Genomic DNA, 21638 nt, shown 5'->3' on the forward strand with positions numbered 1-21638 from the left:
ATCTGGCGCTCGACCGACCGGGCGCCCCCTCCAGGGACGGCGTCCGAGCCGCGTGGAGGCGGCACGACCGCGCCCGTCGACGGTCACGACGCGTACCCCTCCGCCCATCGGGACGAGTCGGACGGAGCCGAGCATCGAACTGCACGCACCCGACGACGACGACGGCGGCGGCGGCGGACGCCGTGGGCGCGGCAGGTCGCTGCTCGGTGACGCGCTCGCGCCGGTCCAGGAGGACGAACCGGACTTCGCCGCCGGCGCCCCGGCAACGCGCGCTCGCCGCGGGCTTCACCCCGGTCGGCGCCGAGGTCCTCGTCCGGCCGGACCGGACCCCCGCGCCGCGGACGTGACGCGCCGGTGAAGCTCCGACGGTGGGTCTGTGTGAATTCGGGTACCCGGGGGCGCAGCGCGTTCCGCCGGTCCGGTGGCCGGAGCGCGGAAGGGTTGCTCAGGGGACTCGATGGCCGGAGCCGGTCCGGCCACGGCGGGCGGCAGCAGCCAACTTCTGCGTCACTATGCTCATCTGAGTATAATATGCAACAAATGTGCGCTACTGGGCTTATGTGCCGGTCTGCGGGGAACTTGGTCTCCGCAGCCAGCCGCCGGCATCGACCCGGAGGATCAGCCCTCCACGTGGGCGTCCGGGCATACCCCGAGGAGTGAACGTGAGTATGCGTATCGGAGTGGAGGAAGAGTTCCACGTCCTGGAGGTGGAGAGCGGGCTCCTGGTGCCACGCGCCGAGGCCGTCCTCGAGCACCTGCCCAAACGGACCTTCACGACCGAACTGCATCAGTCGACGGTCGAGTCGAACAGCGGTGTGCACACGTCGCTGGACGACCTCTACGCCGATCTCACCGAGACGAGACGTCGGCTCGACAAGGCGGCCGCCTCGTCGGGGCTGGCGGTGATGGCCGCGGGCACCGCGCCCCTCGCGCCCGCCGCCTCCGCACACCCCACCACCGACGCCCGCTATCTGCACATGACCGAGGAGTACCGCAGGATCGCCGACGAGCAGCTCATCTGCGGCGCCCAGGTCCACGTGGACGTGCCCGACCGTGACACGGCCGTACGCGCCATGTGCGTGGTCTCGCCCTGGCTGCCCGTGCTCCTGGCGCTCTCCGCGAGCTCCCCGTTCTGGCAGGGGGCCGACACGGGCTACGCGAGCTGGCGCACCCTGGTGTGGCAGCGCTGGCCCACCGCGGGTCCCGCCGGATGCTTCGCGAGCGCGGCCGAGTACGACGCCGCGGTGGAGGACTTCGTCCGCGCCGGGATCATCAGCGACACGGGGATGATCTATTACGACGTACGCCCGTCCTCCCACCTGCGCACGCTCGAACTGCGCGTCTGCGACGCCTGCCCGCGCGCGGAGACCGTCGTGCTCATCGCCGGACTCTTCCGCGCCCTGGTGACGGTGGCCCGCGAGCGGCTGCGCGCGCACGGCGGGCCGGTCTGCACCGGACGGCACGAGTGGCTGCGCGGCGCCACCTGGCGCGCCGCCCGTTCCGGCCTCGAAGGGACGCTCGTGGACCCCGAGACACACCGGGAGGCCCCGGCGCCTCAGGTACTGCGCAAGCTGCTCGTCCGGCTCCGGCCCGCACTCGAGGCGCACGGCGACTGGGACACCGTCCGCTCGCTGGCCCGGTCGGCGCTCGCCGAGGGCAGCGCGGCGCGCCGCATGCGCCGTACGGCACAGAACGAGGACCTGCTGGCCTGTGTCGACATGCTCATAGCCGAGACCCGCGGCGAACGCGCCCGCGGACTGCGCGACCCGTCCCGGCCGTCCGCCGTGGGCGGCTCGCGCTCCGCCGTCCTGCGCCGAGCACTGCCGGAGGCCATCGGCCGCTGACGTGCTCGTGAACGCCATGGACACCGGGTACTCCGGTCCGGCAGCACCGTCGCCTCGCCTCGCACCGGCCGCGGGCGGCGGCCGTGCGGGCGGCTGCGAGGGCAGCCCCGCCGCACGCGGGGCGAGCCCCCGACGGCGTGTGCGTTCCCCACGACCGCCCGTCCGGCAATCGATCCGTTCAGAAAGGTTTCGTCATGTCCAGCAGCACGGCTGAGGTCGTGATCGGCGAGGGCGGTCCGGTTCCCCGGAACCGGCCCGCGGACGCCGGCGTGCGGAACGGAGGTGGTACGCCATGTGCGGTCTGAGCGGAGAGATCCGCTTCGACGGACGGCGACCCGATCCGGCGGCCGTCGGGCGCATGAGCGATCGGCTCGCCGCCCGCGGACCCGACGGCCAGGGCCTCTGGACGCGAGGCGCGGTGGCGCTGGGACACCGGCGGCTGAAGATCATCGACCTGTCGGACCTCGGGGCCCAGCCGATGACGGACGCCCGCGGCGAGCTCACCGGCGTCTTCAACGGCTGCGTGTACAACTACCGGGAGCTGCGCGACGAACTGCGCGGCCTCGGCCACCGTTTCACGTCGACGTCCGACACCGAGGTGGTGCTCAAGGCCTACCGGCAGTGGGGGACCGCCTGCGTCGAGCACTTCCACGGCATGTTCGCCTTCGCCCTCGTCGAGCACCGCACCGGCCGCTTGGTGCTGGCCCGCGACCGGCTCGGGATCAAGCCCCTCTACCTGTCCCGGACGCCCGGCCGGCTGCGCTTCGCCTCGTCGCTGCCCGCCCTCCTCGCCGCCGGGGACGTGGACACCTCGCTCGACCCGACGGCCGTCCACCAGTACCTCAGCTGGCACGCCACGGTGGCGTCGCCCCGCACGGTCCTGAACGGCGTGCGCAAGCTCCCCCCGGCCACCGTGCGGGTCGTCGAGCCGGACGGCACGCACCGCGACCACCGCTACTGGCAGCCGTCCTACACGCGCCGGCCCGAGTACGCCGGCATGGGCGCGAGCGAATGGCGTGACGCGGTCCTGGAGGCGCTGCGCACCGCCGTACGACGCCGGATGGTGTCCGACGTCCAGGTCGGCGTGCTGCTCTCCGGCGGCCTCGACTCCAGCCTCATCGTCGCCCTGCTGGCCGACGAGGGGCAGCGGGACCTGATGACGTTCAGCGTCGGCTTCGAGTCGGAGGGCGGCGAGGACGGCGACGAGTTCCGGTACTCGGACCTGGTGTCCCGGGAGTTCGCCACCGACCACCGCCGCCTGATGGTGCCGTCCGACCGGGTGTCGACGGCCCTGGACGGCGCGATCGCGGCCATGAGCGAGCCCATGGTCAGCCATGACGTGGTCGCCTTCTACCTGTTGTCCGAGCAGGTGTCGAAGGAGGTGAAGGTCGTGCAGAGCGGGCAGGGCGCCGACGAGGTGTTCGCCGGCTACCACTGGTACCCGCAGCTGGCCGAGGTCGCCCGCGAGGACGAACCCGAGCGGTACGCCGAGACGTACTTCGACCGGCCGCACGCCGACCTCGCCCGGATCCTCCAGCCGCACATGCTGCCGCCCGGCGACGTCTCGGGCGACTTCGTCCGCGCGCACATGGCGGTGCCGGGGGCGGAGAGCGCCCTGGACGCGGCGCTCCGCCTCGACACCCACGTCATGCTCGTCGACGACCCCGTCAAGCGGGTCGACAACATGACGATGGCCTGGGGCCTGGAGGCCCGGGTGCCGTTCCTCGACCACGAGCTGGTGGAGCTGGCCGCGGCCTGCCCGCCGGAGCTCAAACTCGCCGACGGCGGAAAGGGCGTGCTGAAGGAGGCGGGCCGCAAGCTCCTGCCGCGCGAGGTCGTCGACCGTCCCAAGGGCTACTTCCCCGTCCCGGCGATCCGCCATATGGCGGGTCCCGTCCTGCAACGCGTGCAGGAGGCGCTGAAGGCGCCCGAGGCGACCGAGCGCGGCCTGTTCCGGGAGTCGTACGTGGCGGAGCTCCTCGCGGCGCCCGAGGAGTGCCGGACCAGGCGCGGAGCGAACGCCCTGTGGCAGGTAGCTTTGCTGGAGATATGGCTGCAGACGCACGGGATCACGTGACCGACGGCGACCGGAGCGGGCGGGCCGCGCACGGCCCGGCGCCCGCCCTGCGACGGGTCGACGCCGACCCCGCGACGTTCGGAGCGCCCGCGTGGCACGCGCTTGCCCGGCCCGCGGACGCCCGGTCCGAAGACGCCCGGCCCGCGGACGGGGACACGCCCGGCGAGGTGTGCGCGGCGGCCCCGGCCCTGGTGCTGCTGCCCGAGGCGGCCGGACCGCGCGAGGCCGTGAGCCGGCTGCACGCGCACGGCTGCTGGTACCCCTCCGCGGGCGCGGACGGCGCCGAGGTGGCCTTCATCTGCGACCGCGGCGGGGTGCCCCAGCTCTGGGCCGGGCCCGTGAACAGCGCCGAGGTGCGGCTGCTGGACTCCTCGCCGGATCCCGTCACCGAGGTGTCCTGGTCACCGGACGGCCGCTGGATCGCGTACACCACCGCGCCGGGCGGCGGTGAGCACTCCCGGGTGCTGTGCGTGCGCCCCGACGGCAGCGGCCGGCGCGTGCTGGCCGGCGCCGACCCGGGCAGCACCGCCTACCTGGGCTGCTGGTCGCACGACGGCTCGTGCCTCGCCGTCACGGTCACCGCGCCGCCCGCCCGCACCCCCGGCGAGGCCCAGGGCCTGGTCCCGGTGGACCGCGGCCCGGCCGACAGCCCTCTCGACGGCGCCCTCCCGCCCGCCGGGTGGGCCGACCGCGGCGGACACGCCACGCTCCTCGGTGCCTCCTCGTACGACGCCGGAACGTGGCACGGTCCGACGGCCGCCACGGGGACGGCGGCCGGGGCGACGAGCGCCGGGCCGACCGACGGCACCGCTCCGGCGGCGGCCACCGTGCGCCCCGACGGCGGCCTGTCGGTCTACCTGATCGACCCCGACGGTCTGACGTCGCCCGCCCTGCTGACCACGGAGACCCACGCGGCCACCCTGCGGGCCTGCGACCTCAGCCGGGACGGCTCGCTCGTGCTGCTGCGCCGGGGACCGCGCGGCCGACGGGAGGCCGTCGTGCGGCGGACGGACGACGCGACGGCCACCTTCGCCCTGCCGGTCGCGGACGGCGACCCGTGGATCGGCCGGTTCTCACCCGACGCCCGGACGCTGTGGCTGCGCAGCAACGCGGACCGGGAGCACGCGGCACTCCTCGCCGTCCTCCTCGACGCGGACGGCCGGCCCGAGGGCGCGTCCGACGACCTCCTCGAAGCGCCGCGCCACACGTCCGTCGTCGCGGAACGCGAGGGCTGCGACCTCGAGCTGCTGGCGATGGCCCACGACGGCCGCACCGCCGCCCTGGCCTGGAACACCCGGGGGGCCAGCGAACTCGAACTGGTGGAGACCTTCCCGGCCTTCTGGGGCGTCCCCGCACGGCAGGCTCCCGACCGCACGGGCCCGGCACGGCCCGTCCCCCTGCCCCACGAGGTCGTCACCCGCGTCACGGCGGCCGGCGTGGGACGCCTGCTGCTCGCGCTGTCGGGCTCGCAACGCCGCCCCGGCGTGTGGTGGGCCCACGAAGGCGTGTCCCTCCTGCGCACCCCCTGGTCCTCGAGGGACGAGGACGCCGTCCCGCCGGGCCGCCCGCCCGTGCGCCCCGTCCCGTTGCGGCTGACGGCGCGCGACGGGCTGCCGCTGAGCGGCTGGTACTACCGTGCGCCGGGCCGTCCCTCGAGCGTGCCCGCGCCCTGCGTGATCCATCTGCACGGCGGCCCCGAGGAACAGGAACGCCCCGTCCTGCACCCGCTCTACCACGAACTGACCGGACGCGGCCTGGACGTCTTCGCCCCGGACGTGCGCGGGTCCTCCGGCCACGGCCGCTCGTTCGTCGACGCCGACCTCGGGGCGGGCCGCTTCGCCGCCCTGGACGACGTCGCCGACTGCGCGGCCCACATCGTCACGACGGGGCTCGCCGACCCGACACGGCTGGCCGTCATGGGCCGCTCCTACGGCGGCTACCTGACGTTCGCCTCCCTGGTGTGGCACCCCGACCTGTTCCGCACCGGAGTGGCCGTCTGCGGCATGTCCGACTTCCTGACCTTCTTCGCCGCGACGGAACCCTGGCTCGCGGAGTCCGCCGCGCACAAGTACGGTCACCCCGACCGTGACCGGGAGCTGCTGCGGTCCCTGTCGCCGATGACGCGCGTCGACGCGCTGCGCGTCCCGGTGCTGGCCGTCCACGGCGAACACGACACCAACGTGCCGCCGGAGGAGTCGCGCCAGTTCGTGCGGGCCGCCCGTGAACGGGGTCTCGCCGCCGAACTGCTGACCCTGCGCGACGAGGGCCACGACTTTCTGCGCGCGGACAACCGGCGGCTGTTCCGCCGTGCCGCCGCCGACTGGATGGAGCGCCACCTCCTGCTGTGAACGTCGCCCGGCGGGTGTGAACGTTCCCCGGATCCGGTGTGCGTAGAGCGGCGGACGCGGGGTAGTCGAAGCGAGTCGGCAGGAAGCGGCGCGATGCCTGGGGAGGTCGAGCGCCGCTTCCTGCCCCTGCTGTCGCCGCGTGGACCTGCCCGCCGTGGCCGTGGGCGGGGGCCGCCTGCCGGTCGCGCGGGCCGGGACGTGCGGGATCCGACGGCGGTGATGGCAGGATGGTTGGTATGGACATTCGTCGCAGGAACAACGTCGTGATCACCGGTCGGCCGGACGGACCGGTGGTCGTCCTGGCCCACGGGTTCGGCTGCGACCAGAACATGTGGCGACTGACGGTCCCCGCCCTCGCCGAGCACTACCGGGTCGTCCTGTTCGACTACGTCGGCTCGGGCCGCTCGGACCTCACCGCGTGGGACGAGGAGCGGTACTCGACCCTTCAGGGCTACGCACAGGACGTCGTCGACGTCTGCGAGGAACTGGATCTGCGGGACGCCGCCTTCGTCGGGCACTCGGTCAGCGCGATGGTCGGGGTGCTCGCCGCGCGGGCGGCGCCGGAACGGATCGGATCCCTGGTGATGGTGGCCCCGTCGCCCCGCTACATCGACACCGCCGGCTACCGCGGCGGGTTCAGCGCCGAGGACATCGACGAGCTGCTGGCGTCGCTGGAGTCGAACTACCTGGGCTGGTCCGCGGCCATGGCCCCGGTCATCATGGGCAACCCCGAGCGGCCGGAGCTGGGGGAGGAGCTGACGCACAGCTTCTGCGCCACCGACCCCGACATCGCCCGCGCCTTCGCCCGGACCACGTTCCTGTCCGACTCCCGCGACGACCTCAAGACCGTGGTCGTGCCGACCCTGGTCCTCGATTGCGTCCAGGACGTCATCGCCCCGCGAGAGGTCGGCGCCTACGTGCACGCCGAGATCCCCGGCTCCACCCTGGTGACGCTGCCCGCCACCGGCCACTGCCCGCAGCTGTCCGCCCCGCAGGCCACCAACGCGGCCGTCCTCGACTTCCTGCGCGCCCTGCGGTGATGTGCCCCGCCGGAGAAAGCCCGGAGCCCTACGGGGCGGACGCCGCGTCGACCGACGCCGCGTTCACCGCGCTGCTCGAGGACAGTGCCGAGGACCTGTACGAGTCCGCGCCCTGCGGATACCTGTCGACGCTGATGGACGGCACCATCGCCAAGATCAACACGACGCTGCTGGGCTGGCTCGGCCTGGAGCGCCGGGCGGTGGTGGGCCGCATGCGGTTCACCGACCTGCTCACCGTGGGCGGCAAGCTGTACCACGAGACGCACTTCGCGCCGCTGCTGCAGATGAAGGGCGAGATCAGCGGCATCGCGCTGGAGATGAGGAAAGCCGGCGGCGGACGCATACCGGTCCTGGTCTCCTCCGTCGTCAAGCACGGCAGCGAGGGCGAGCCGCTGCTGATCCGCACCACCGTCTTCGACGCCTCCGACCGCCGCTCCTACGAAGAGGAACTGCTGCGCCGCAAGCGGGAGGCCGAGCAGGCGCACCGGCAGGCGGAGGCCGACCGGGCCAGGCTCAAGGAGGCCCTGGCCGCGCTGCAGCAGTCCCTGCTCCCCGCGACCCTGCCGGAGGTGCCGGGCGTGGAGACGGCCGTGTACTACCACACGGCGGCGCCGGACCGGCTCGGCGGCGACTTCTACGACCTCTTCGCCCTGGACGGCAGCCGCTGGGCGTTCTTCCTCGGCGACGTGTGCGGCAAGGGCCCCAGGGCCGCCGCGGTCACCTCGCTAACCCGCTACACCCTGCGGGCGGCGGCCCTGCACGACCCCGACCCCGTCACCGCGCTCACCACCTTGAACACGGTGCTGCACGAGCGCTACACCGGCGGCGACCCGCGCTACTGCACGGCGATCTTCGGCATCCTCACCCGCGACCCGGACACCGGTCGCGTCGCCGTCAGCCTGGCGTCCGGCGGCCATCCGCCCGCCCTCGTCATCCGCGGCGACGGCGAGACGGACTTCCTGCCCACTCCCGGAGGGCTCCTGGTCGGCGTGCTGCCCCAGGCCACCTTCACGCCCGCCACCACCACCCTCGGACCCGGCGACACGCTCCTGCTGTACACCGACGGTCTGACCGAGGCGCGCACCGGACCCGACCGCGCTGACCTGTACGGCGATCACGCCCTGCGCGACTTCGTCGCCGCTCACGCCGCCGCGTCACCGCACGGCATCGTCAAGGCACTGACCGGCCTGCTGGAGGGCCTCGGGGACGGAGTCGACGACGACACCGCGCTGCTCGCCATCGGCGTCCCCGGCATCGGTCCGGCACCCCGGCCGGCAATGGATCACTCGAGAGGAACACCGTGAAGATCGCCGCTCGCGACGCGGCCACCGGTCCCGTGATCGAGGTGGTCGGCGACCTCGACTACGCCACCGCGCACGAGCTGCGCGACTTCGTCGCCCGGACCGCCCTGCGTCCCGGCCAGCGCGTGGTCCTCGACCTGGCGCGACTGGAGTTCTGCGACTCCAGCGGCATCACCGCCCTGATCGCGGTCCGCAACCACGCGGCCGCCGCCGGGGCCGACGTCGCCCTGGCCGCCGTGCCCGCCAACACGCTGCGCGTCCTGCGGATCGTCGGACTCGACCAGGTCTTCCCCCTCCACCCCGACGCGCACGCGGCCACCGGCGACCGCCCCACCACCGCGCCGCCCCGATAGCCCCCGTCCGGCCGGGGCCGACGACGAGGGGCCCCCGCCCCTGCCGCCGGCGACGGACCCGCGCCGGCCCTCCCCGGGCCGTGACCGGCACGTCTAGGCCCCCGGCTCCCGACGGCTCATCCGCGCTCGCGCAGGTACGCCTCCAGCTCGGCGGCCCCGCTGAGCAGGGCCCGCCCGCGCGCGGACAGCCGGCGGTGCCAGTCGCCCAGCGCACCCACCAGCGGCTCCGGACCGCCGGCCGCCCGCACCTGGGTGATCAGCGGCGCGATCTGCTCCAACAGGTAGCCACCGCGCCTGAGTTGGTGCGCCATGCGCACATCCCGCACATCGGCCTCGTCGTAGACCCGGTACCCGGTCACCGGATCGCGGCGCGGGCGCACCAGACCGGCGCGCTCCCATGCGCGCAGGGTCGCGGGCCGGATGCCGAGCTGTCTCGCCAGCGGCCCGATGAACAGGCCGGCGGCCCGCGGGGGCGCGGCGCCGGGTGCGGGTGCTGCTGCCGTGGCGGGCGTCAGGTCGCGCAGGGCGCGTTCCACGGCCTGGAGCGTCCTTCGGTCCTCCAGCAGTCGCGCGTGGCTTTCGTCGACACAGCGGAAGGCCTCGTCGAGCGCGCCCGCGTTCACGGCCCGCATGATCGCCGTGGCCGTCGCGTGGCCGTGACCGGGCACGAGGGCCAGGAACGCGGACAGGGCCCGTGCGTGCGACGGTGTGTAGGTGCGGTAGCCGTGGGCGGTGCGGTCGGCGGCCGGCAGGATGCCGGCCTCCTCGTAGTTCCTGACGGCCTGCGTGGACAGGCCGTGCCCGCGCGCCAGGTCGATCGGCCTGAGCTGTCCGCCGCTTTGAAGGTTTTTTCCCACGACGCCATGCTATCCGGCGGTGACGCGGAAAAAGTTTCCACCGAAGCTTCAACGATAGCGTTGAAGGCATGGCAACTGACCTCACGGACACCGCCCGTGCCCTCGAAGCGGCCGCCGTCATGAAGCTGCTCGCACGGCGGCCCCGGCTGCTCGCCCTGGGCGAGCCCACCCACGGCGAGGACACCCTGCTCGACGTGCGCAACGAGCTGTTCCGGCAGCTCGTCGAAGAGGAGGGCTACCGCACCATCGCGATCGAGAGCGACTGTCTGGCGGGTCTGGTCGTCGACGACCACGTCGCCTTCGGCGCCGGGACCCTCGACGACGTCATGGAGCGCGGGTTCAGCCACGGACTCGGCGCCTCCGCGGCCAACCGCGAGCTCGTGCGCTGGATGCGCGAATTCAACGAGGGCCGGACCGTGGACGACCGGCTGCGCTTCGCCGGATTCGACGGCCCGCTGGAGATCACCGGCGGCGCGAGCCCCCGGCAGGCCCTCACCGCGCTGCACGCCCACCTCGCCGCCCGGGTGGATCCGGACCTGCTCCCCTGCACCGCGGAACAGCTCGATCGTCTCCTCGGCGCCGACGACCGGTGGCCGGACCCGGCCGCCATGAGGGACCCGTCGCGGTCCGTCGGCCGGACGCCCGAAGCCAGGGAACTGCGGCTGATCGCCGACGACCTCGTGGCGCTGCTCGACGAGCAGACCCCGCACCCGACCGCGACGACCTCACGGGACGAGCGGGACCGCGCCCGCCTCTACGGACGCGCCGCCGTCGGTCTGCTGCGCTACCACCACTGGACGGCCGACACCTCACCGGGCCGCATGACCCGGCTGGTCGGCCTGCGGGGCCGGATGCTGGCCGACAACCTGCTCGCCCTCGCCGAGCGGGGGCCGGTCCTGGCGCACGCCCACAACGCGCATCTCCAGCGGGAGGAGAGCTCGATGCGGCTGGCCGGACGGAAGGTGCGGTGGTGGAGCGCCGGCGCGCTGGCGAACGCCCGCCTGGGCGAGGAATACGCGTTCCTGGCCACCGCCGTCGGCACGATCCGCGGTCGCGGAGTGGACGCCCCGGCGCCGGACACCGTCGAAGGACTCCTGTACGCCCTCCCGCACGACCGCTGTGTCGTCGACGCCCCCCGCCTCGCCGCCGCACTCGGCGACCCGCGTCCCACCCCCCGGGTGTCCCCCTGGTTCGGCTACGCGCCTCTCGACCCGGCCCACCTCGCCGGCGCTGACGCGCTCGTCTACGTCAGGGACCTCGAGGAGGGATAGCGCACCGCTCTTGCCTCCGCGCGCCGGCCCCCGTTACCGAACGCCGAGTTTCTGATCAGGCATGCGGCGCGCGTTCGCGCTCCGGGGTAGGGCGAGCGAACGGCCATCGGGTGACAGATGTGGGCAACGGCCGGCTGGAGCCTCGGTACGGCCTGCTGACGAGCATCGCCGCCGAGGCGGGTGTCGGCCGGCACGGTGTCCAAGGTGGTGCACCGGCGACGCGACGTCGGTGCGGCCACCCGGGCCCGCTGGAGGAACTGCTCGACCGGCACGGGTACGTGCGCCCGTGGGAGCGGGACGCCACCGGGCCACGGCAGATCATCGCGGTGTTCCGCGACCTGTCCGGCCCGTACACGCCGGAGGTGGTCCGCGAGATCGTGGACGAGGCCGGCGAGCTCGGGGTGGACGTGGTGACGGGGACGACGGGACGCGGGTCGATCTCCGGCTGGCTGGAGGAGTCGGACGCCCTCGGCGCCGCGGGAATCGTCATGCACGGCGAACAGCGCCCCTGCCCTGCCCCTCGGCGCGTGGAAGACGCCCACCGCCAGGGCGATCGGCGTCTGGACCAGCCGGCTCACCCTCACCTTCACGGTGAGCCCCAGCGCCTGCGAGGTGGCGTCGTCGGTCTGCCTGATGGCCCGGACACCCAGGGACAAGGACTCGAAATTCCTCGGTTACGAAAGACTGTCGCGCACTTTCGCAGGCACCCGGGAACGGGCGGGCGAAGAGGGCGGGGCGACGGCGCGGCGGCCCCGGAATCGGGTGTGAGGGAGCCCGGAGAGGGGACTTGGAGTGCAGGCAGGGTCCGGCGGCGTTCCCATGGGAGCCGGCCCGGCCCAGGCTTCTTCGGTTCAGACTGCGTGCCGGAGGAGCCGCCCCCGAGGGGTCAGGAGAGGCTCACGAGAGGCCGCCCTTCTCACACACCCGGCGCGCGACCTCGCGGAGCTTGACGTTGTTCTCCTGCGAGTAGCGGCGCAGCACGTCGAAGGCCTGCTCCTCGCTGAGGTGGTGGCGTCCCATGAGGATGCCCATGGCCTCGCCGATGGCGTGCCGGGTGGCGACGGCCTGCTCCATCTGGGCGTGGGTGCGGGCGCTGGAGAAGGCGACCGCGGCGTGCGAGGCGAGCAGCCAGCCGGCCAGCTCACTGGCCTCGCCGAAGGCGCCGGGCTTGCGCGAGTAGAGGTTCAGCGCGCCGAGATCCTCGTCCTCGGTGAAGAGCAGGAAGCCCATCATGCTGCCCAGGCCGAGTTCGTGGGCCTGGGGGGCGTAGGCGGGCCAGCGCTGATGCTCGACGGTGAGGTCGGCGATGCGGTAGACCCGCTCTCCCGTTCCGCTGCGGGCGGCGTCGAAGCACGGCCCCTCGCCGAGCCGCGCCTGCAGGCGGTCGCTGTCGACGACCACACGATCGGTGGGGGCGAAGGACTCCACCTGCGAGTCGTGCAGCACAAGGATGCCGGCGGCGTCACAGCCGGCCACCAGCTCCGTGGCCGATGTGGTGATCCGCTCGAGGGTGGCGCCGACCGAATCCTGCGCGAGGAGATCCCGCGCCATCGCCGCCATCTGCTGCGCAAACCGGCCCCAGTCCACGCCGCCTCCATTCTCCCGCCTGCGCCTGAACCACCCGCATACCCAGCTTGGCACGCGACTAGCACCACGGTGAGGGCGACGGCCCAGGGGTGTGGGCCGGGGGAGCGGCGCGCCCTCCCGTCGACGGCGGCTGTTCCGGGGGAGCGGCGCGCGCCCTGCCGTCGGCGGGGGCCGCCCACCCCGCCCCCGCCCCGTGCCCCGCCGCCCCTCGCTCCGCCGCCCCACGCGTCCCGCTTCGCGGCCGCCCCACGCCCGCTTCGCGGCCTGCTCCCGGATCCCCCCTCCGGCGACGGGAACTGTGTGCATTCCGCCCGACGGGCACGTCACGACCCCGCGGGGTGGCATGTGTGGCCCGTCTCCGCCCACCAGGGCGTCCGTCCACGCGGCGCGCACGCGCTTCCGACGGCCCCCTGCGCCGTGCGTGCCGCGCGGGCCGAGCGGTCCGTCATTCGGCGAGGGTGGCGGCTCTGTCGGCGTGGCCGCCCGCGCCCAGCAGGCCCGTGGGGCGCAGCGGTTCCTCGGCCTCGAGTCGGGGCAGGGTCCGCCGCGTCGCGCGCAGCACGAGGGGTGGAATCGCCGCCCGGCCCACCTGGGCGAGACGCAGCCACGAGGGGATGTAGACGGCGGTGCGCCGCTGCTCCACCGCACGGGCCAGGCGGGCCGCGACGGCTTCCGCGGGGTGCACACGCCGGGCGGGGAACGGCATGTTGGCCCGCAACTCCCGCAGGGCGGCGTACCGGTCGCCGTCCCGGATCATGTCGGTGTCGATCCAGCTGAGGTAGGCGATGCCCACGGCCACGTCACGGTGTGCGACCTCGGCCCGCAGGGCGTGGGCGAAGGCCTCCACCCCGGATTTCGACGCGCAGTACGCGCTCATCAGCGGGGCGGCGCCGAGGGACGCCAGCGAGGCGATCTGGAGGTGATAGCCGGCGGTCCGCGTCAGGTCGGGCAGGAAGGCCCGGGCCGTCTGCGCGCTGCCGACGAGGTTGACCTCGACCACGCGGCGCCACGTCGCGGCATCGGAACGGGCGAAGAGCCCGGCTTCGGCGACGCCCGCGTTCGCGACGACCGCCGACGGCGGGCCCAGGCGACCGCGGACGGTTTCGGCGGTGTCCTGGAGGGCCTCGTCGTCGGTGACGTCGACCGGCAGGGCCAGCGTGGTCCCCGGCAGCGCGGCGGCGGTCGCCCGCAGCGCCGCCCCGTCGTGGTCGAGCAGGGCCAGCCGCGCCCCCCGTCCGGCGAGCGCGGCCGCGAGTGCCGCTCCCACGCCGCGCGCTGCTCCGGTGATCACGACGGTGCGGTCCTTGAGCGGGCTGGCGTCCACGGCGAGTCCCCTTCTGGTGCTGCGGCCCGGGCCTGGCGGGGTGCGGCCGGGCTCCGGTTCCGGCTCCGTAGCGGCTCCGTACCAGCGGCTGTCGCCCGTGCCGTGCCGTGCCGTGCCGGGCTCAGCCCGGACGGTCGCTTCCGTCGACGGCCGGACGGGCGGTGTGGGCGGGGTGGCCGGCGGTGCGGCGCGCCTCCTTCATCTCGGCCTCGTACAGGTGGTCGCGGCCCTGAGCCAGCTGGTTCACTGCCTCCCGCGCGAGGTGTGTGAACGGCTGGTGGTAGGTCGCGTCGTACGCCTCGACGATCTGGAAGGTCCAGTGCCCCGGGATGACGTTGCGGCCCAGGATCTCCGCGTGCACCTTGTCGGCCCATTCGGGGTGGCCCGCCTTGCGCAGCAGCTCGACGGCCTCGTCCAGTTGCAGGTCCGCGGTGCCGGTCAGCTGATGGAAGCTGTAGAGGTGGCCTCGTGCGCGTTCGGTGGTCTCCAACGCCTTGGACAGCGCCCCGAGCGCTTCCACGGTCTCGTCGCTGACGCCTTCCGGGCGCCGGTGGGCGCGGTCGGGACGGTCCGGCGCAGGGGTGTGGCCGGCGCCGTCCTTCGGGATGTCCATGGTGAGGTCCGTTCCTTGTGCGAAGCGGCTCGCGGCCGAGGGGAGGGGCGGGGGCGGGTCGGGGCGTCACGGTGCGTGCGGTGTCTTCCGGCCGGTGCGGTCCCGGCGGGTGAGGACGCGTTGGGCGCGGGTGAGACCCGAGAGCCGCTGCCGGTGCAGTGCGGCGCGGGCGGCGTTGGCTCCCGGGGCCCCGTGGACGCCTCCGCCCGGGTGCGCGGAGGCCGAGGCGAGGTAAAGCCCCTTGACGGGTGTCTCCGGGCGGCCCGTTCCGGGCACGGGGCGGAAGACGAGTTGCTGGTGCATGGCCGTCGTGCCGCCGTTGATCGCGCCTCCGTGCAGATTGCTGTCCAGCGCCTGGAGCGTGGGCGGGGCCAGGATGCGCCGGGCCCGGACGACGGAGCGGAATCCCGGAGCGAATCGTTCGACCTGGCGTTCGATCCGGTCGGCCATGATCTCCTGCTCCCGGGGGCTCCAGGCGCCCGTCAGCCCCTCGCCGCCCGCGTCCGACGTGACGACCTGCGGAAGATGGGTGTAAGCCCAGGCGGCCTCGGTGCCCCGGGGCGAGCGTGACGCGTCCGCCGTGGTCATCTGGCCGAACAGGGCGAACGGCCGGTCGGGCACCTGGCCCATGGCGATCTGGGCCGCGAAGCGGGTGAGCTCGTCCACGCCGTCCGCCAGATGGACGGTGCCCGCCTGCGCGGCGGACGCGGCCCGCCAGGGCACGGGACCGTCGCACGCCCAGTCCACCTTGAAGGTCGCGAAGTCCCACTCGAAGCGCCTGAGATCGTCGAGCACCTGGGACGGCAGGTGCTCGGCGTCGACGAGCCCGCCGTACAGCGCCGACGCCGACACGTCCGCGAGGACGGCGCGCCGCGCGGCCACCGTCTCGCCCTCGGCGGTGCGCACGCCGACGGCTCGCCCGTCCCGCACGATCACCCGCTGCACGCGCTGCCCACAGTGCAGGACGCCGCCACGCGACCGCAGCCGGCGCACGAGGGCCTCGGTCAGCGCCCCCGCGCCGCCGACCGGCACGGGAAAGCCGAAGCTCTGCCCGAGCATGGACATCAGCCAGCCGAAGCCCCCGCTCCCCGCGGCCTCCGGAGCCAGGTCGGCGTGCAGCGCGTTCCCGGCCAGCAGCAGCCTGCCGCCCTCCCCCCGGAACTCCTCTCTCCCCATGCGGCGCACCGGCAGGATCAGCGTCCGGGCCATCCGCAGCCCCCCGGCGCCCCTGAGCCTCGCGGCGAGCCGGGCGGTGGCGCGCACCGGCGGGAACGGGGTGAACAGGGCGTCCAGAATGTCCGGGGCGAGGCGCTCCCACGTGTCGTGCAGGCGCCTCCACGCGTCCCCGTCGCCGGGATGGAAGGCGTCGAGGGAGTCGGCGGTGGCGTCGAGGTCCCGGGCGAGCACCGCGCACCTGCCGTCGGTGAGCGGATGGGCCAGCACGCGGGGCGCGTGGCTCCAGCGCAGCCCGTGATCGCCCAGCCGCAGCCGCCGCAGCACGGGCGACGCGGCGGCGAGCGGATAGAACGAGCTGAAGAGGTCGTTGACGAACTCCGGGTCGACCTCCCGGTCGTGACGCACCGCGCCACCGGGTTCCGGCTGCTCCTCCAGGACCTCCACGCTCCAGCCCTCGTCGGCGAGCAGATTGGCCGCCACCAGCCCGTTGGGGCCGGCGCCGATCACCACCACATCAGGCATTTCCGCCGCCGACGCCGTGCGCTGCCTCCCTGCGCCCGCGCAGGTCCGACAGCCGTTCGGACCGGCCCTGCTCCTCGCACACCCGGGCGAGCCGGGCGAGCATCGCGCGGTGCCGCAGCTGGATCAGTCCTTCGAAACCCACGTTGTGGAGCCGCCCGCTCGCTCCCTGGAGCGGATGTTCGTCCACGATCACCAGGCAGTGCTCGCCCCAGGGGCGCAGCTCGATCGCGATGCGCGCCGATCCCAGCATGCCCGCGTGCGCCTCGAGCTCCAGCTCGGAGCCCTCCTCGCAATGCCGGACGACGGTCTCGTTGGTCAGCCGGACGGGCCCGAGCCGCACCTCGTAGCCGATAGCGGCGCCGACCTGCGGCCATTGCCCCCGCACCGGTTCGGAGGACGCCGTCCCCACCACCCACTCCGCATAGCGATCGCCGTCCGCGAGGACGGCCCACACGGTCCGCGGACTCACCTTGATCAGCCGATGCCGTACCGCCACGCCACACCTCCAGAGTCCCGGGGACAGGTCCCCGGCCGAGTGCCCAGCCCGGGAAACCCCAACCGGCGTCCGCCGCCGGGCGCCCCCGGGCGCGGTTCCTTTGCTTCCGCGATGGCATAGTGGGGCCCCTTGCCGCGTGGTCCCGCGTCGGACCGCAGGCGTGTGGTGCGGGACGGGGGAGTTCCGCGCGCCGTGGCAGGACGTGCGTCCCACCCCCGCGACACATCGCGAGCGAGGGGGAGCGACGGATGCCGAGCGGACTCATCGCGCTGGCACTCGGCGGCTTCGGCATCGGTCTGACCGAATTCCTGATAGCCGGGCTGCTTCCGCAGGTGGCGTCCGGTTTCGGAGTGTCCGAAGCGGCAGCGGGCCGGCTGATCTCCGGGTACGCGCTGAGCGTGGCGATCGGCGCGATCGTGCTGACCGCGGCGACGGCCAGACTGCCCCGCAAAGCGGTCCTGGTCGGCCTGGTGGCCCTGTTCGTCATCGGCAACCTGCTGTCGGCCGTGGCGCCGAACTATCCGGTGATGCTGCTCGGACGGATCGTCGCGGCGTTGTGCCACGGCTCGTTCTTCGGCATCGGCTCGCTGGTCGCCCGCAGTCTGGTCGCGCCGGAGCGGAAGTCCCGCGCGGTGGCGGTCATGTTCGCGGGGCTGACGCTCGCGAACGTCCTGGGCGTGCCGTTCGGTGCGCTGGTCGGCGAGCGCTGGGGCTGGCGGGCGGCGTTCTGGGCGGTCACCGCCATCGGCGTGTTCGCGCTCGCGGGCATCGTCGCCCTCGTCCCCGGCTGGGCGGGCAACGCACCGCCGCCGCACGCGAAGCGCCTCCCGGACCTGGACCCGGACCCGGACGTGGCCGCGGCCCCGGCCCCGACCCCGGCACCGCCCGGCGGCCTGCGGGCCGAACTCCGCGCGTTCCGGTCCTGTCAGGTCTGGCTGACGCTGACGGCCACCGCGCTCGGGTATGGCGGCATGTTCGGCGCGTTCACCTACCTCGCCTACACCGTCACCGAGGTCGGCGGTTTCTCCTCGACCGACGTCGCCTGGCTGCTGATGGTGTACGGCACCGGCCTGGTCGTCGGGAACCTGGCCGGCGGACGAGCGGCCGACCAGGCCCGCGACCGCACCCTGGTGCTCGCCCTCGCCGGACTCGCCGTCACCCTGACCGTGTTCGGTCTGCTGGCCGGCAGCGCCGTCGCGACGGTGATCCTGCTGTTCCTGATGGGAGTCTTCGGTTTCGCGAGCGTGCCCGGCATGATCACGCGGGTCACCGACCACGCCCGCGGGGCCGCGCTGGCCGCCAGCGCCAACGTGTCGGCGTCCAACATCGGAAACGCCCTGGGCGCCTGGCTGGGAGGCGTGGCCATCAGCGCGGGTCTCGGCTACACGGCGCCGCTCTACGTCGGCGCGGGCATCGTCGCGCTGTCGGTGGTCGTCATGGTCGTCGCCGCGAAGCGGGACGGGGCGCCGGCGCGGCAGACCGAGCACGTCGGGTGAGCGAAGGGCGGGCCACGGCGTGCGGCCGGGCGTGGGGCGCCGGTCAGAGCAGGCCCAGGTCGCCGAGTTCCTTGTGCAGGGCGGCGCGTGGGCTCTCGGCGTCGCCGTGACCGGCGTGCGCCGTGTCGTCGGCCTTCGTGCGGCGACCCCGGGTGCGACCGCGAAGACGCGTGACCGGCTCCGACCGGAACTGCCTCTTCGGGGCGTACGGCGACGACTGCGCCGACCGCACGGTCAACGCCTGTCTGCGCACCGGACGGCTGCCAGCCGCGGACGTCGCCTGCCCGGCCCCCCGGCCCCCCGGCCCTCCGGGGCGTCCGGGACGCGCGCGGAGCTGCGGCCCGGTCGGAGGGCGGACGACGGTAATCGCGCGTCGGCGGGGTAGAGGGACGTCGACCGGCCGCCCCGACGCGGTCGGCGTCTCCCCGGAGTGAAGGAGTCGAGGATGACCGACGAGGCCTATCTGTTCCTGCTGGACGACGCGTCCGCGGCGCTCGGCGTCGCGCCGTCCGCCGTCGGAGACCTCGCGTGCATGGACACTCCCGCGGTACAGGCGTGGCTGGACGCGCAGGGAGCCCCCGCGACGTCCCCGCGGCTGCGCCTGCTGCCGCCGGAGGAGAGGGGAGCCGTCCCGGAGGGAGCGGAACGGCTGCCGGTGCCGCTGAGCGACGAGGAGCTGAGCCGGGTGCGTCACGGGCTGGCGCCGGCGTCGCTCGCGCAGGTGGAGGAGGAGCTCCTCGCCTACCGCGACCGCACCGACGACCTGGACGCTCTGATCGGACGGGCCCTGGCCGCGGGAGTGCCGCCCCACCGCGTCGTGGAACTGACCGGGGTGGACCCCGCGGCGGTGACGGCGGTGTCCGGCGAGCGATGACCCGCCGGCCGCGCCGTATGCGAGTGAGCCTCCGGCGGACGGGCGGCTCGCGGGCGGTCGCGGGTTGGATTCCCGACACCGGTCGACGCGGGTCGCCACCCTCGGTGGCGGCGGCCCTAGGCTCGTGTCCCATGATCGTATGGCTCAACGGAACCCACGGTGCCGGCAAGACGACCACCGCCGCGCTCGTTCAGCAACTGCTTCCGGATTCCCGCGTGTTCGACGCCGAGAAGGTCGGCGAGACGCTCATGGACATCACGCCGGGGCTGCCCGGCACGGACAACTTCCAGCACTGGCCGCCATGGCGGCCGCTCGTCGTCGAGACCGCCCGCCACGTACTCGACTACACCGGCGGCACCCTGGTGATGCCCATGACCGTCCTGGTCGAGGGGTATTGGCGCGAGATCAGCGCGGGCCTCGCGCGACACGCCATCCCGGTGCGGCACTTCGTCCTCCACGCGGACCAGGACACCCTGCGCGGACGCATCGAGGGGGACACCGTCCTCGGCCCCTCCGCGTTCCGCCTCCGGTATCTGGAGCCCTACGCCGAAGCGGCCCGCACGTGGCTGCACGCCGAGGCGGAGGTCGTCGACACCACACACCTCACGCCCGACCGGGCCGCCCTGCGGATCGCGGAGGCCGTCGAGAACTGAGCCCCGGGGGTGGGAAGGTGGGGGCGCGCACCCGTTCACGGAGGAGGACCCTCGGCATGGCCGTCATTCACCACACCGTCCTGAAGCCGACCAAGCTGGAACTGCTCACTTCCTGGCTGCCCACCCGTCCGTGGTACGTCGGCGGCGCGGGCGGGCCGGAGCCCGCCAAGGCCGGCGGCTTCCGGCTGGACGACCGGCAGGGCGAGGTCGGGATCGAGTTCATGGTCGTCACCGACACCGTCGGCCCGCACCCGGCCGCGTATCTGGTCCCGCTCACCTATCGCGGAGCCCCTCTCGAGGGGGCGGAACACGCCTTGGTCGGCACGATGGAGCACGGGGTGCTGGGCCGGCGCTGGGTCTACGACGGCTGTCAGGATCCGGTGCTGGTCGCCCAACTGCTGGCGCTGATCGAGGGCCGGGTCCAGGCGCAGGCCCAGAGCACCAGTGACACGCCCGACCGGGAGGTCACCCGCTCCTGCACCGGCGACGCGCCCACCACCTCGTTCCTCACCGCGCGGCTCACGGCCTCCGCCGTCGACGACCGGGACGGCACCGAACTGGCCGCACCGAACGGCACGACCCTCCGCCTGCGGAGGCTGCTGACCCCCGTTCCGGACGACGAGCCGCTCCTCCCGCCCGAGGCGACCGGCCACGTCGCAGGCCCCTGGCTCACACCCGCCGGTACACGCGAGCGGAGCCTGTTCGCCGTCCTGTTCACGGCTCCTCGCACCTAGGCTCTCTCGCCCGGTGCGTCAGGCGGGGGTGAAGCGCGGCCACCGGGGCGGGACGTTCCCCGGGCACACTCCATCGGGGTACGAGTCCGGGATGCCGAGCGCCGAGCGGGACGCCCCTCACTGCTCGCGTGATCCCAGGCTCGCCGCGTGGTCGGCGACGTAGGTGCGGAGATCACGTGGCGGGCGCTCATAGCCGGTCGAGGCGGGCCGCTCGGGGAGCTCCAGCACCGGCGGCGGCACCTCGTGGTACGGCACGGACGACAGCAGGTGGGCGATCATGTTCAGCCGCGCGCGGCGCTTGTCGTCGCTCTCGACGACGTACCAGGGCGCCTCGGTGATGTCGGTGTGCACCATCATCTCGTCCTTGGCCCGGGAGTACGCCTCCCAGTGGGTGATCGACTCCAGGTCCATCGGGGAGAGCTTCCACCGCCGCAGCGGGTCCTCCAGCCGGCGCCGGAATCGCTCCTGCTGCTCGGTGTCGCTCACCGAGAACCAGTACTTGCGCAGCAGCACGCCGTCCTCGGCCAGCATGCGTTCGAAGATCGGGCACTGGCGGAGGAAGAGCTGGTGCTCCTCCTTCGTGCAGAAGCCCATCACGTGCTCCACGCCGGCGCGGTTGTACCAGGACCGGTCGAACAGCACGATCTCGCCGGCCGCCGGCAGGTGCTCGACGTACCGCTGGAAGTACCACTGGGTGCGTTCGCGCTCCGTGGGCTTCGGGAGTGCCGCGATGCGCGCCACGCGTGGGTTGAGGTGCTCGGCGACCCGCTTGATCGTGCCGCCCTTGCCCGCCGCGTCCCGGCCTTCGAACACGATCACCAGCCGGGTGCCCGACGCCCGCACCCACTCCTGCAGCTTCACCAACTCCGTCTGCAGGCGCAGCAGTTCCTTCTCGTACGCCTTGCGCGGCAGTGCCGCCGCCTTCTTGCCGGACATGCCGCCTCCACCGCCCGTGACCCCAACGCCGACGCCCCCGGAGTTCTCACTCGTGCCGAGATCGAACACCAGGACGCCACCGTACTGACCGCAGACGCGCCGCGCACCCGGACGCGCACGGCGGGCCGGCCCGGCT

At 73.9% G+C, this 21638-nt stretch carries 19 protein-coding genes; 11 read left to right on the forward strand and 8 right to left on the reverse strand.

Annotated features, from left to right (window positions below):
• Positions 1-668: 668 nt before the first annotated feature.
• The 6 genes from QF032_RS37080 to QF032_RS37105 all read left to right on the forward strand — a co-directional run bounded on the left by QF032_RS37080 (position 669) and on the right by QF032_RS37105 (position 8963).
• Positions 669-1844 (forward strand): carboxylate-amine ligase, encoded by a 1176-nt coding sequence (locus QF032_RS37080; protein WP_307050504.1) that lies wholly within the window; start codon positions 669-671, stop codon positions 1842-1844.
• 292 nt (positions 1845-2136) lie between these two features.
• Entirely contained in the window at positions 2137-3921 is a 1785-nt protein-coding gene (locus QF032_RS37085) for an N-acetylglutaminylglutamine amidotransferase (protein ID WP_307048824.1), read from the forward strand.
• Complete coding sequence (locus tag QF032_RS37090) at positions 3894-6269, forward strand: S9 family peptidase (RefSeq protein ID WP_307059504.1); 2376 nt, start codon at positions 3894-3896, stop codon at positions 6267-6269. Before QF032_RS37085 ends, QF032_RS37090 begins: the two co-directional genes overlap by 28 nt.
• A gap of 236 nt (positions 6270-6505) precedes the next feature.
• Positions 6506-7309, forward strand: coding sequence for an alpha/beta fold hydrolase (locus QF032_RS37095; protein ID WP_307059506.1), 804 nt, complete (start codon positions 6506-6508; stop codon positions 7307-7309).
• The gene (locus tag QF032_RS37100; protein ID WP_307048829.1) at positions 7309-8613 is read left to right on the forward strand and encodes a PP2C family protein-serine/threonine phosphatase; all 1305 of its coding nucleotides are present in this window, start codon (positions 7309-7311) and stop codon (positions 8611-8613) included. Before QF032_RS37095 ends, QF032_RS37100 begins: the two co-directional genes overlap by 1 nt.
• Positions 8610-8963: an STAS domain-containing protein gene (locus tag QF032_RS37105; RefSeq protein ID WP_306946035.1), complete on the forward strand. Its 354-nt coding sequence runs from the start codon at positions 8610-8612 to the stop codon at positions 8961-8963. Before QF032_RS37100 ends, QF032_RS37105 begins: the two co-directional genes overlap by 4 nt.
• 116 nt (positions 8964-9079) lie before the next feature.
• Here the strand turns inward: QF032_RS37105 and QF032_RS37110 are convergent, their stop codons facing one another.
• Positions 9080-9820 (reverse strand): TioE family transcriptional regulator, encoded by a 741-nt coding sequence (locus QF032_RS37110; RefSeq protein WP_307059507.1) that lies wholly within the window; start codon positions 9818-9820, stop codon positions 9080-9082.
• A 68-nt stretch (positions 9821-9888) separates the two neighbouring features.
• Here QF032_RS37110 and QF032_RS37115 point away from each other — a divergent pair, with 68 nt between their 5' ends.
• Positions 9889-11091: an erythromycin esterase family protein gene (locus QF032_RS37115; protein WP_307059509.1), complete on the forward strand. Its 1203-nt coding sequence runs from the start codon at positions 9889-9891 to the stop codon at positions 11089-11091.
• A gap of 897 nt (positions 11092-11988) precedes the next feature.
• Here the strand turns inward: QF032_RS37115 and QF032_RS37120 are convergent.
• From QF032_RS37120 to QF032_RS37140, 5 genes are all read right to left on the reverse strand, one after another.
• Positions 11989-12651, reverse strand: coding sequence for a GAF and ANTAR domain-containing protein (locus QF032_RS37120; protein WP_307050506.1), 663 nt, complete (start codon positions 12649-12651; stop codon positions 11989-11991).
• 472 nt (positions 12652-13123) lie between these two features.
• Positions 13124-14002, reverse strand: a complete 879-nt coding sequence (locus tag QF032_RS37125) for a short-chain dehydrogenase/reductase (protein WP_307059511.1) — start codon at positions 14000-14002, stop codon at positions 13124-13126.
• A 121-nt stretch (positions 14003-14123) separates the two neighbouring features.
• Positions 14124-14615 (reverse strand): hypothetical protein, encoded by a 492-nt coding sequence (locus QF032_RS37130; RefSeq protein WP_307059513.1) that lies wholly within the window; start codon positions 14613-14615, stop codon positions 14124-14126.
• A 66-nt stretch (positions 14616-14681) separates the two neighbouring features.
• A complete protein-coding gene (locus QF032_RS37135; RefSeq protein ID WP_307048839.1) occupies positions 14682-16313 on the reverse strand; it encodes a phytoene desaturase family protein in 1632 nt (543 codons plus the stop codon).
• Positions 16306-16809, reverse strand: coding sequence for an SRPBCC family protein (locus QF032_RS37140; RefSeq protein WP_307048841.1), 504 nt, complete (start codon positions 16807-16809; stop codon positions 16306-16308). The genes QF032_RS37135 and QF032_RS37140 overlap by 8 nt, the downstream gene beginning before the upstream one ends.
• Before the next feature lie 248 nt (positions 16810-17057).
• On the opposite strand from QF032_RS37140, the gene QF032_RS37145 reads away from it, so the two are divergent.
• Complete coding sequence (locus QF032_RS37145; protein ID WP_307048843.1) at positions 17058-18305, forward strand: MFS transporter; 1248 nt, start codon at positions 17058-17060, stop codon at positions 18303-18305.
• 43 nt (positions 18306-18348) lie between these two features.
• On the opposite strand, the gene QF032_RS37150 is transcribed toward QF032_RS37145, so the two are convergent.
• The gene (locus tag QF032_RS37150) at positions 18349-18537 is read right to left on the reverse strand and encodes a hypothetical protein (protein ID WP_307048845.1); all 189 of its coding nucleotides are present in this window, start codon (positions 18535-18537) and stop codon (positions 18349-18351) included.
• A gap of 213 nt (positions 18538-18750) precedes the next feature.
• Here QF032_RS37150 and QF032_RS37155 point away from each other — a divergent pair, with 213 nt between their 5' ends.
• The 3 genes from QF032_RS37155 (at position 18751) to QF032_RS37165 (ending at position 20566) form a co-directional block, all read left to right on the forward strand.
• Positions 18751-19179 (forward strand): DUF6003 family protein, encoded by a 429-nt coding sequence (locus tag QF032_RS37155; RefSeq protein WP_307048847.1) that lies wholly within the window; start codon positions 18751-18753, stop codon positions 19177-19179.
• Positions 19180-19310: 131 nt separating this feature from the next.
• Positions 19311-19832 carry an ATP-binding protein gene (locus QF032_RS37160; protein ID WP_306946015.1) on the forward strand — a complete coding sequence of 174 codons (522 nt, stop codon included), beginning with the start codon at positions 19311-19313 and terminating at the stop codon, positions 19830-19832.
• A 56-nt stretch (positions 19833-19888) separates the two neighbouring features.
• Positions 19889-20566: a maltokinase N-terminal cap-like domain-containing protein gene (locus QF032_RS37165; RefSeq protein ID WP_307059515.1), complete on the forward strand. Its 678-nt coding sequence runs from the start codon at positions 19889-19891 to the stop codon at positions 20564-20566.
• Between the two features lie 117 nt (positions 20567-20683).
• Here QF032_RS37165 and ppk2 read toward each other — a convergent pair whose 3' ends face one another.
• Positions 20684-21502: a polyphosphate kinase 2 gene (gene ppk2, locus QF032_RS37170; RefSeq protein ID WP_307048851.1), complete on the reverse strand. Its 819-nt coding sequence runs from the start codon at positions 21500-21502 to the stop codon at positions 20684-20686.
• Positions 21503-21638: the final 136 nt, after the last annotated feature.

The organism is Streptomyces achromogenes, assembly GCF_030816715.1.
In the GTDB taxonomy this organism is placed as follows: Bacteria; Actinomycetota; Actinomycetes; order Streptomycetales; family Streptomycetaceae; genus Streptomyces; species Streptomyces achromogenes_A.